This window comes from Yersinia pekkanenii (assembly GCF_001152565.1).
Taxonomy (GTDB): Bacteria; Pseudomonadota; Gammaproteobacteria; order Enterobacterales; family Enterobacteriaceae; genus Yersinia; species Yersinia pekkanenii.
Genome location: NZ_CQAZ01000014.1, coordinates 100,804 through 113,511, shown reverse-complemented (window position 1 = coordinate 113,511; position 12,708 = coordinate 100,804). Strand labels below are relative to the sequence as shown.

Below are 12,708 nucleotides of genomic sequence, written 5' to 3'. Positions count from 1 at the left end.
GCGGGTGGTTTTAATGCCGATAAGCCGTTGAGTTTGCGCTTCATAGCGATATTCCGTCACCACGCCATTGCCACTCTCTTCACGCAGTTTTTGCCCGGCAGCGGAGTAGCTGAGGGATTTAACCATCACCTGTTTAGCTCCGCCCTTCAGCGTTAGCCAACTGCCGCTGAGCTGACCGGCACGGTTATAGGCCATCTGCTGTGTATGGCCTTTGGCATCGGTCTGGGTGAGTGGCTGGCCGAGGGCGTCGGTGGTGCAGTGGGTGACAAAAGGTTGATTGCTAGGGCGGGAAGCCCATCTCTGTTCTTTACCAAACCAATCTACCGGGCCGAGGGTATCGGTCAGTAAGCGGCGTTGTTGTTGCAGTGGCGCACCGGTGATAGACAGGCTAATAACCTGCTGCAATCCGGCGGTATCATAATGGCGGATGCACTGGCCGTTGAGGTTAGCTGCTTTATGCTGTCCATTGTTTTCAGCGTAGAAGAAGCGGTCGGTAACCGTTTTTTGCCCCGCTTCAGTTTGCTGATGATGCTCCAGTGGGCGGCCCAGTGTTGGCTCGTAGGTGACCCAACTGCGGGTGCCTTTGGCATCCAAACTCATCACTGGCCGGCCTTCAATATCCGTCAGTTGCAGTATTGCGCCATTATCGACACCGTCGGTGCGCAGCGCGGCGCCGGCAAGGTTATACTGATAGCGGAAGTTATCGATTTCAAGGCGGGCATCACGGCTGGCAATCAGTTGCCCCAGTGGGTTATAGCGATTGCGGGTGATCAGCTCATTAGGCGTGTCACTGTCATTAGTGCGGTTATAGGCCAGTGTACGAATACCCAGCCCACGGTTATCGCTGATGGCGATGGTGGGGGTGTTAGTAATGATATTGAGAGAGTTTTCCATGTATTTTCCTTTTAGTATTAAGATTTCTATTGCTTGAGTTATTTCTCATCTTAAATATGGATAAATAAGATTGATAAGGGTCAAATTTTTTATTGATATAATTATGTACTTACATAGATATACCTAACCTAATTGTAGATGGATTTATGAGTTGATTAGAAGCAACCTCATAGAATGGAAAGTTGCTTCCAATCATTACGTTTAGATACTACTACTTACTTCGTAATCTTTGCTTTTACTGTCACCACTACGACAGAATGAGAGGGTTATTCTGTCATATTTTATATTATTATCTTTTAATGAATTTATTACTTTTTCAAGGTTTATTGGGCTAAATGTTTCTTTAACTATGCTTCGCTTGTTTAGGGTGAGGACATCAAATTGCTCTTTAATATCACCAAATGGTGAGTCTCGGTTAAAGATTATAGCGTCGGATGCTTTACCATTACCCTTAAAATATGATAATAAATAGTTTCTAACTTTACTTGGCTTGTATGTTCCAGTAAGTCTTTTTATTTCTTTATTCTTTTCTTGGTGAGGCTTTGTCCATTTTTCTTTTTCATTTCTCACTTCTTCTTTAGATATAGTAGCAAGCCAATCACCTGTTTAGCTCCGCCCTTCAGCGTTAGCCAACTGCCGCTTAACTGACCAGCACGGTTATAGGCCATCTGCTGGAGATGGCCTTTGGCATCGGTATGGGTGAGCGGCCAGCCGTGGGTGACAAAAGGTTGATTGCTAAGGCGGAGTGTTGGGTAACCGAGTTTTTTAGCCATTGCCTATATCCTTTTTGATTTAACACGTTATAGGAATATAAGTATTTACACAATTTTCAGGACAGGGCCAAAAAACAGCATGTTACCCAACGACGCCTTAATGCGACAGAGCCTCAGGATTTATACCTAATGGTGAGAAGATTCCATCGGAGAAAATGTGCGACGAACCATCTTTCCTCTGGCAATCTGGTCAGGTTTATTGTTTATCTTAATTCTCCGGGTGTGCTCTCCTTCCATGCTATATACATCTCCCAAACCATGGTAGGCTTTTACAATACCGGCGAATCCTTTATTGAATAGTTCATCACTGACTTTTTGTGCAAATGATTTTTTGAAACCTAAGTGCTGTAACCAACTAGGTTTTTTAAATCCCGCGCTTTTGTCCAGTGCTTCATTGTCAAAACTCTCTGGCTCTACTGTATCTGCGCCAAAGCAAGCATTAAAACGGATATCATCAAACTCTTTAGGTAACCCTTCTGACGCCAGTAAGCCGACTATTTGTTTAGACGTCAATAAACCGGCTTTGCCGGTAATATCGGCGGAAATATCGTCGCCAGCAGCGCTACCATGTCCCAACACATAGAGTTTATGTTTACCGGGAGTCAGAGTACTGAGTGTATGAGGAGTTCCACTTTCAATATTACTGGAGTATACCGTTTTACTTAAAACAGGTCCTGTACGCGAATTCAGTGTCATGGCCGCTGTACTTTTATTGTATAAAGTTTCGATCTTTTGCTTTTTTTCTGGCGTGACTCCTTCCACATCAAATGCGTTGGCTTTATTATATAAATCCACCGCCTCCTCCCTGTTCTTGGCATGCTCACTGTAAAGCTCATCAGACAGTTTCTTAATTGTTGGAAGATTATTTTCTCCTGACGTAATCACTGGGTAAAGTGTTTTCCCTTTTATATATCGACGAATATTAATACCAACCGCCATTGCCACCATATCGGGTGAAATGAAGGGGAGATATATATATCCTTCCCTTCCTGAAGGGGGCGCGTTGTTATCCAGTTGCTTAGGATTAAGGCCATTTTGGTCAACATAGCGCACCGGATTATTCCGGCACATGCGATATAAATTCAACCCATCAATGGTCCCTGCCGGATCGCTACTTAACCATCTGCCCAGCCATGGCATATAATAACGTAAGCCATAATAATAGAGGCCGGTGGCATCGCGCTCTTTACCGGAGTAACGCACAGTTTTATATTTCGCTTCCACCGTGTTACGCGAGGCAAATACCGCCGTACCACCAAACGGGTAATACTCTTCCTGGCTGATAATATCGCCGTTATGATCCAGCTCTAATAAACTGGAGCCAATTTGGTTATCGAAGCTGTAACGCAACTGATCGTTATCAATCCCTTCCGGTTTGCCGTGTTGCCACCGTAATACCCGCACCTGGGCGCGACCGGCAGCACCGACGGTGATCACCTGAAAATCTTCCGTCAGCTTATGGTTATTATGCTGAGTGCGCAGCTCCAGCCCCGGCAAATACACTACTTTGCTGGTTTGGTTTTGCTGAATACTTTGCTTCACGATGCGCATGCCATCACTGCCGTACAGGTAGCTTTCGTAGTCATTGTTGTCGTCATCACGCTTAACGGTAATCACCTGTTGCAACTGATTGCGGGCATCCCATTGCAGTGGCTGGCCGGGTTGCAGTTGTTGTTGGTTATCCTCAATCACATGCCGGTAGGATTGCTGGCTTTCGCTGATGCGCAACAGCAGTTGTTGTTCGTCATAACTGCTAGCCCAGTGATCGGTTGCCAGCCAGGAGTAAGGCGTAACCTTGCCCTGAGGGCGACGCGGATAATTGATGGCAACGCTGTGTAGCGGATGACCATACTCATTGCAGCGCATCACAATGCTTTGACTGCACTGCGGATCTTGAGGAATGCGCTCATAGTGGTAACTGAGCTGCTCCAGTGACATTGGCATCGTGATGGATGAAACTGCGGTGTTATCGGAGGATCGGACTTGCCGTACCTGATAGCGGGCGCTACTGGTGGTGTAAGGTACGTCGTTCAGGCCAATATCGTCCAGACCATAGAGTTCACTGTGCAGCAGGCTGCCTTTCAATGCCCGATACAACCAATAGCGTTGTTCGGTGGTGGTTTCTGCCAGTAAGTCATCGGTTTCAGCCTGGCTATTGAAAGCAGTGAGGCGGGTAGTACCCAACTGATATGCCTGGTCATCGCCCTGCCAATACTCTGTTTGATAACGGGTTTCATCATCAGCACGGCCGGTATGGAACCAACTGCGGCTGAGTGATGGCGGGGTGCGTTCCTGAGCGGAACCCTGTGCTTCAGCATGGGTATCGAGCGTGTCTACCCGGCCAAAGCCACGGAATTCGCGCTCGATACCATCGTAAAAACCATGATAGTAAAAAGCTTGTTGGCTCAGGCTATTGTGGGTGATTTCATCAAATTGTGTGGTGCGCGCGAGTAAATGCATCGGGAAAGGCATACCACAGGCAATTTTCTGTTTTTTACTGGCCGCCGCCGCTTTTTCATCCAGCCAGAACTGTGCTGAACTGCGGTAGGACAAGCGGCTCTCGGCACCCATATTGTTATTGACGGTGCATAACAGGTAAGGCTTGGTCGTGGTGAAATCGTAGCGCCAATGGCGGTTTGCCATATGCGGTACACTTAACAGCAAGCTGGTGACCCCCAGCCCTTGTACATCGGCCATGGTCAACTGGCAGGTGTTATCGTAACGGACTCCTTTTGGTAAAGGTAGTTTCAGTGGTGCGGCGAAGCGGTTACCGCTCTGATTGCGGTAAATCAGTAAATGATCACTGCGAGCGTAAATCAAATCAACTGTACCGGAGCCGTCAATATCTGCCAGCCAGATATGCTGCGGGTTGAAACTTTTCGCGGGCTGATTAAAGCCGTTCAATGTGACTGGTTTGCCAAAGGTGCCATGACCCAAATTTGGCCAACAGGTGACACTATTGTGGCGCACTCGCAGCAGATGTTGTTGGCCGCTACCCAGCGGATCACTGAAAGCCACTAACTCCGCCTCACTGGCACCGGGGATCGGCAGCGCGATGGCCGGGTCTTGATAGACTTGCTGCGCGGCGGCAAAACCATCACGCTGATTCGCATACAGGCGCACACTTTTTGGCCCGATCAACGCCAGATCAGATAGGCCATTGCCAATCAAATCCGCCAATTGCGCTTGTGGGTGGAAGTACTCGGCGGGCAATGCCGAGAGAGGGGTGAACTGGGTCCAGCTTTCATCGGGTTTACGGCTGTAATAACCGCTAATGCCTGATTGGCTAATCACCCAGTCCAACTGCCCATCGCCATTGATATCCATCAGGTTGGCGGGTCCCCGTAGCACCGGGATCTTAGGCAAAGTTTGTGCCGCGCCGAAGCTGACGCCATCCTGGCTATCAGGGGTGCGTACCGGTGGGTGATAGCGCCAACTACTGCTATCTTGATACAACATGCCCGGCAGCCCTTCACCGTTCAGGTCAATCAACTGATAATAGGGGCTAAATTTGTTCCACTCCGGCATGGCCTGCCAGTTTGTTTCTACTTCCGCTTGCAGTTCCTGATAATCGAATTCCAGTGGTGGTAGCGTCAGCGTGGTGCCGTCTGGTTCATGGGCCACTTGTTGGCAACTGATTAACTGGCTGGCATACGGGCTGGCCAGATAGTTCAGGCGCAGGCGGGCGACCAGTGCTGCATCGCTTTCATTTTTATCGTCAGACAGAAGTTGCAGGTTATGAAACATCAATACTTGTTGGCACAGGCGGCGGGTGCGGATTTCAAAACCGTATTCGTAACGCGAGAACGGATCCTGGCGGCATGACCAGGTGCCCGACGTGGTTAGCGCTGGCGCGACGGGCAAGGTATTGGTGCGTTCGCCATAATCAAACACCAGCCTGAATAGCCACTGGTCGTCTTTGGGTTGCGATTTTTGGCCGGCAAATAGCGTGTCGTTTGATGTCAGATTACCGTAGCGTACTTGCTTCAAATAGCGCTGCGCACTGGCTTGTGGGTGAGCAGCACTCTCTGTTGCATCAACGTGGGTGTCATCTTCGCTTTGATAGTCATAGCAAATATGCTCACCGGTAGCTGAGACGGACTCTTCCAGTAGCCATTCAGCAATCTGCATTGGATTATCTGGATTGGCGATATGTGCCTGTGCGGTTTTACCCAGACAATGCTGCTGACCATCAGTGCTGTAAACCCGCCAAAAAGTAGTCAGGGCAGAGGCGGTGTCTTTGGGCTGCCAGAATTCGATACGATCAAAACCGCCTTCAATGCGCGGCTGATAATGGGTAACCGTAAAATCAACTAATTTACCATTTTGATCTGGCGAAACTTTATCTGATTCAGACACCGCAATCAGCACTTCACCGTTGGGGCCAATAAACTCATCCCGATGGTCGTAGTGGGGCACGCCCCTGGCGGTACGTCGGGCAATAGCCATTATTCCCATATTCCAGCCGAGGCCGAACGGGCCATTACCGCTGCCGCTGTTGTAACTCAATGCCAGCGCGGGGGCATAGCCACGGCCAGCAGAAATAAGCAAAGGTACGGTTAAGTTGGCCAATCCGCTTGGGCCGATAGCACCCAGTGATTCACCCATTCCTGTAATGGCACCGCCTCCTTTAGGGAGTGATAAAGGCGCTACACCGACTTGCTGTTTGTTATTTTCCATAATGGATCCCTGTCGGGCCCCCTTGCAGGGGCCCGTGGAGTTAATGAAATAGTTGTGTTTTTAAGCGCGGATGGTGTAGCGAATATGCAAAATGATATCGCTCAGGCTTTGCAATAATTCCTTTTGCTTGTTGGTGGCATTAGGGAAGCGCAGCACGAATGTGCCTTTATCTTTAATATCAATGCCTTCGAAGGGCAGATATTTACTGTCGTTGAAGTCCAGTTGGAACTGACCGCTATCATTCATGCCGCGTGAAATGGCAATAGCGCTGCATCCTTTGGCGAACCCGGTGTTAGAACCGGCATAGCTTAAAACCGCCTGCACATCTTGATAAGGTCCCAATAAGGCCGGCAGGGTCACGCTGATTTGTTTAAATAAGCGTCGGTCCCCTAATCTCATTGCTGTGGGATAGTCGTCACTGAGTTGCAACTCATTGATATTGAATGAAGCGCTTAAGATGTTTTCTTTGATGCTGAGAGTGCTCCCCTTGCCGATGCTGTGCTCTGCTGTTGGTCCGGCATTGACATACTCAGCGACTTTTTCCGCTAAGTTAAAGCTACCCTGTGCCTGATAAAGCTCTGCCAGTGAAAGGGTACGTTCCACTTCCAGCGCCCGTCCTTCCCATTTCTGGTAAGCCTCTTCCATGGTCGCCAGATTTAACATCAGAGCTTCGCCGCACAGCAAGCCGGCACGCCCCCCCAGCCAGGCACTCGGTTTAATATAGGCGGTCGTATCCAGGGTTTCCCACTGGTAACCGTATTGTGCTCGCAGACAGCGTGACACGGTCTGGTCGTAGAATTGGGAATACAATTCTGACAGACGACCTCGCATCCAGCTATAGAGTGCTAAATTGGTAAACTTACTGGTCATCAGCGCGTATTGAGCCTGATGTTGTGCCTGTTGTGTTTCCAGATAGGTGGTTTGTAACACCGCCCCGGTGTAACGGATTTTCAGTGCTTTTTGCTGTGCGCTGAGCTGCTCAACCTCCGTGTTGGCACTGTCCCTGGCAATACCCCACTCTTGGCGACGGCGGCGGTACATCTCGGTGGTGGTTATCCCCTCAGCGGCCAAATAAGATGTGGTTGAAGCAATACTGGAACCGATGGCAATGGCATTGGCGATTGAACCATAACGGGCTCCACCTACCGCCATCCCGTAGATATTTGGCACCATATCCAGTGCTGCGGCAGTCATATGCAAGGCTTGTGTTGTTCCGGCGATGTAGCCTGCGGTGGACCGTAGCACAATGGCACTGGTTTCACCGGTGTTGATATTTTCGTCATAGAGCGCGTTATAGTGTTCATAGCGCCCTTGCGCGCCAGCCAGTGCTGCGGCCAACCCGATGGTTTCGTGATGCAGTTCCTCCAGGCTTTTCTTTTGCATCGAGACACTTTGTGCCAGCAACTCTTTGCCTTGAGTTTGCATCAGTGTCGCCATCTGTTCGGCATCCTGGCGCTCAATCACGTTGGATAAACTATTCCCAAACTGAATTAATTGCCCGACCATGCTTCTGGCGCTGTCCAGTATCACCGGGAAGCGTTGCAAGCCGATAGTGATGCCATTTGGCAAGGGCTTGCCATCTTGAGATGCAGTTGCGGCCTCGCTCAGTAATTTTTTGGGATCGGCCGGGGCGTCAAACATCGGCGGTAGTTGCGGCTGACCGTCGATCGACAGGTTGTGGCGCAGGTTATACAGCCGTAGTTTCAGGGTCTGATGGTAGCCTTGCAGTTTGGTATTATGCTGCGGCATAAAGAGACGGTTTTGTTGACCGGCTGCGTCTTTCAGCGTCTGGGCTTTCCACGGAGTGATGTTCGCCGAGCGTTCGGGTTCTTCTCCCAGCAAGGTGCTGGCCTGTACATACCACATTTTGGCTTCCGCCAGGCTACCGCGTTGCAAGCGACGGTAGGCCTGGTCGCCACGGGCCAGCAGTAAATCCAGCAGGCGCATAAAGGTGCTGAGTTTGTAATGCATCGGATCTGCCTGTGCCACGGCATCCGGGTTGGTGGAGTCTAGCGGTGTCTTATTCCAGGCAGTATCTTCCTGCAGAGGGCGGGTATTCCATGGGGTGCCGTCTTGGGCAGGATTAAAGACATAGTTCAGCCAGTGGCTGGCCAGATCAAAGTCCTGCTCTTGTAGCAGGCGTTGCATCACCAGCATCGGGGTATAGTAGAACAGCTCCCAGAAATAGAGGGCATTGGCCCCGCCAAAATCCACAGATTGGTGAGCGGCGTGATTAGTATTGTCGCCGAGATTAGGTTCCCTGATTAATTGAGTATTGGGGCTGAGAATATTATCAATGCCACTGTCGGCGAGGCGCACCAGTTGTTTGGCAAATAAGGTGTTCAGGCGCACTTGATACTTATTCTGTTTGCCCCATTCCAGATACTGGGCTTGAGCCTTATTGGTTTTTAGCGTTAGATAGTTATCTGAGGCAACCGGAATAACAGTAATAGGGATGCTCTGTTCCATGGCACCATAGAATAATCCCTCGGGGGCCGGGGCGGTCATTTTGATATCAATATCGATGTGTTTTGAATTTGCAGGGATAGGCAGTGTCACTTCCATCGGCTTATCCCATTGGTAAGTGGCTTTCGATTGATCTATTGATAATTTACACGTCTCGGTCTTAGTTTCCCCCCCTAAAGATACGTTTACTATCAATGAGTCAGGGGCATGGATATAGGAGCGACTCTGCCTGGTGACATAAGTGGTATCGTCAAATAAATTCGCCCAGTCAGGCTCATAAAGTTGGGCCAGTGAAGTATAGGATTCGATCGTAATATCTTTTATGCGGCCCTGACGACCTAACCAGTCCAAGACTATAAATTTATTATTGGGTAAGCGTAGTTTTTTATTCCCGAAGGCTTCTTCAAATACCGTCTGTCTGTCACCATAATCCATTTCCCCAGAATATTCAGTATCTTGAGTGCGCATATGAATGGTAAAATTGTGTGAGTCACGGTGAGCGATAACAATATCAATAGCACAAGTATAATATTCATTCTTTGGACGACCATATGAAGATGGTAAATCATTTGATGTAAGACGAATGGATCCGCTATAGACGATACAAGGCTTATTGGCATCATCATATTTATCACGCATCCTCTGTAGGGTTCTTTTGGCGTTTGCTGTTAGTTGGGTATTATTGTCAACGCCCAGTATTGTTACCGGGTTGGGTTTAAATTGTAGAGTTATGTCTTTTTCTGTTGAATTCAGAATTTTAATATCAGTAAAACCAAACGGGGAATTGGCAAAACCCTGTATATTTTGTAAGCCGGTCGCGGCAGCTCGCACAGGGGGTTTATTACTTGAGTGATTAACGGATAATTTGATTTCCTCGCTAGAAAGATTACCGATACGGCGCTGATCCAGGGTATCAAACTCATTGACCTGGCTGGTGACCCAAGAGGCAATATCTGCGGCGTCTGTCAGTTCAGTGAGCGTCATCATCTCATCAATAACCCAGAGCTTGGCCGGGCTATCTTTACTGTAACTGGCTTGTTTCTTATACAGGCAGACTCGTATTTGAGTTGGTGTCCCTGAGGTGGTGCAATGCAGGCCACTGCCGTACTCTTTTTTAGCGCTATTCTCGTTGAAGTCACTCTCGTCGATTTGGGTATCAAAGCTAAAGGGCACGCTCCAGGTCCCGTCGTAACGCAGATGAGACAATTTTAGTTGGTAGCGCCATTTTTGACTGACCTCGGTTTTTCTGTTGACGGTGTCTTCGTTACGCTCCAGCCACAACAGATACAGGCGGCCATTAAAGCGGACTGGGCGGATAAGTTGTTGGTAGGGGGTGGCCGCAGCGGTGATTTTTTTCCACTCGGACCAGGCGGTCGCCGGGAATTTACCCTCGCTGAACTGGGCGTGATCAACGGTTCGCCAGTAGTAAGCCGGTGGGGCGGTGAGGCTTTCACCAATAAAATAAGTGAGTCCTTGTTCGATACTGGCATCATTGTGATAACCGCTGATCACGCTCAGGTTGGCAATCTCTTCAAATTCGGTCAGGTAGGTTTTGAATGCTGCCTGTACGGTGTCGGCAGAGAGCTGCCCCTGATTGATGGTCTGTAGCAGGGTTTCCATCATGCTGGTCTGGCCGATACGCATCGCCGGATCAATATAGTTTTCCGGGAACCAGGCCAGTTGTTTAATGCCAGCCCAAGTGCTATAGCCTTTGTTATAGCGATCCCATTGGCTGAAGAAGGCCCGCTTTAATACCGCCTGGCTGACCCCTGGTTCCTGCTTGGGCTGGTAACGGCAGCGATTGATATATAATTGCAGGCTGGAGATGGCTTCGGCAATGCGGGTGGTTTTAATCTCCATGCTGACCTGGTTATCAATTAACAGATAGCTGTACAGGTCATCGTGGTTGGTCAAATTAAGGTTTTTATCAGCGATATTGGTCAGGTAATAGTGGACCAAAGCGTTGCCGTATTCCTCGGTCAGTGTGGCTTCTATTTTGGCCATGTCTGGGGCTGGCAGGGCATTGAATGCGGTGCTCATTAATGACGATAGGTAGCCGGCTGCCGCTTTATAAGTATGTAACCGGTCATATAACGGTAGCATAACCTTGACAGGCACCTGCAGCGCCCCGGCGGCTTGCTGCCAGTAAAGCACCGTTTCAATATCACTGAAATCCGTAATGTAGGCTCCGGATTTATAGGCATTACTGTAGTTAGGGAGATAACTGGTGATATTGGTATCGTTGGGTTTATAAGCATCAGCGGTGTATTGTAGATAGTCGAAGTTACCTGGCTTTTCGCCGATGATTGCCACCAATTTCTGTAGCGTTAATTCGCCATTTTTCAGGGCCACATACAGAGCACTGACCTGCTGTTCAGCCAGGGAGCTAATTCTGTCGTTGAACCGGCTGAGTTCCATCAGGGCTTCAAGAGTCAATTTTCCGTTTTTATTTTTTATTTTTAGTGTGAAACCGGGTAATTCCAATATCGACAGTGCTAGCTCAGAGAGTTCTAACCGTTGATAAATCGTCGCCCGCGTGCCTTTCGACGGGGTTGCCATCATTGCTGTTAAATCAGCGAGATTGAGCTCGTGTCGTTTAAACCACCGGGCGGAGTCAGTGAACTTTTTGAAAACACCAAGTAATGATACAACATAACGAGAAGGATCAGTTTTCTCTCCCACAGCTAACGGCCACAAGTATTTACATTCACTTTCCGTTAACTGAGGGTGGTGTGCCAGCAGCGTTCCCAACTCATCATTGGTTATATCCGGGTTTATACTGACTATTTTGCTGACGTCAGCCAACGATAGGCGATAGTCTTGCAGGAGAATTTTAGCCAGATAGAGCACACTGAAACTGTCAGTTATGACATCTTGATATTTGAGGATGACAGGGACTAATACCTGTGGCGGGAGGCGGGTGTCACGGTACAGTAAAAATACCCGATGAAGTGCGGTGCGATAGCTGTTCTGGTCTTTTTTTGCAGTCAGCAGGCGTTCTGTTTCTTCCACCACGGCGAGCGGCAGATCGTAATAGAAGGCCATCTCCTGTGAGGAGGTGGATACAACATCAGGTGTAGACGTTGATCCCAATTCTACATAACGGGAAGGAGAAACTCCCAGGTCAAGTAGTAGAGGTGTTTCTTCAATAATGTTTGCGGGCCACAACTGGACTGCCGTAGTTTTCCGCGCTTTAAGCACCTGTTGCCACTTTTCAAACTCAGCATCGTAATGTTCATTGGCAGTTTTCAGGAGGGTATTGACATCAGCGGTGCCGCTTTTTTTCCTAATAGCTTCAGTTAATATCTCATTGGACAGTATCAGGGTAGAGATTTCGTTATCCTGATTCTCCTGACTCAATAGCAGTTGGCCGATATCCGGGCGGCGCTGATCAATATGATAGGGCTCAGAGGAGGGGTGTAACTTACTGCTATGTTTATACAGTTCAGCCAGATAGGCTGCTGGTGAGGAGCGGGAGGCAATCTCCCCTTCATTAACGTATTCGGTATGGCGCTCAGGGATGAACTCATTGCTGTACAGCATCGCCCCTGCGGCGTCGGTACTGTCTGCTGCTGGCGCTGAATTATCAGGGTGAATTTCCAGCGATTGGGCTTGTTGCAGTTGTGGGTTACCCCGTGCTGACGATTTGCGCTCAGCCGCTTGTTGCTGTTTTTGCTGTTTGCCGATGTTATCATGCAATATTTGGACTTCGCTTAAGCTCAAGCTGTCTTGTAATATTTCATACATTTCTTCCAGCGAGGAATCGGTAAAATCGTTCGAATTATTCATTTCGTTATTCATATCGGACATAATTGACCTCTGTATTTTGGGGGGAGATGACCAGGTATTTTTATTCCCTGGTATTTCCATAGCTACCGCACGGTGAGGGAGTTAA

Annotated in this window: 4 protein-coding genes and 1 pseudogene; all 5 read right to left on the bottom strand. The window is 48.8% G+C overall.

The features are described from left to right. Positions 1-894: pseudogene (locus AEP37_RS09355) on the bottom strand (toxin); the annotation flags it as partial. Between the two features lie 201 nt (positions 895-1,095). Next, the gene (locus AEP37_RS09350; RefSeq protein WP_049612638.1) at positions 1,096-1,464 is read right to left on the bottom strand and encodes a putative adhesin; all 369 of its coding nucleotides are present in this window, start codon (positions 1,462-1,464) and stop codon (positions 1,096-1,098) included. Next, entirely contained in the window at positions 1,461-1,667 is a 207-nt protein-coding gene (locus AEP37_RS09345; RefSeq protein WP_049612636.1) for a hypothetical protein, read from the bottom strand. Before AEP37_RS09345 ends, AEP37_RS09350 begins: the two co-directional genes overlap by 4 nt. A 126-nt stretch (positions 1,668-1,793) precedes the next feature. After that, on the bottom strand, positions 1,794-6,347 hold the full coding sequence (locus AEP37_RS09340; RefSeq protein WP_082170740.1) for a SpvB/TcaC N-terminal domain-containing protein: 4,554 nt from the start codon (positions 6,345-6,347) through the stop codon (positions 1,794-1,796). Between the two features lie 60 nt (positions 6,348-6,407). Further along, the gene (locus tag AEP37_RS09335) at positions 6,408-12,623 is read right to left on the bottom strand and encodes a Tc toxin subunit A-related protein (RefSeq protein WP_049612634.1); all 6,216 of its coding nucleotides are present in this window, start codon (positions 12,621-12,623) and stop codon (positions 6,408-6,410) included. Positions 12,624-12,708: the final 85 nt, after the last annotated feature.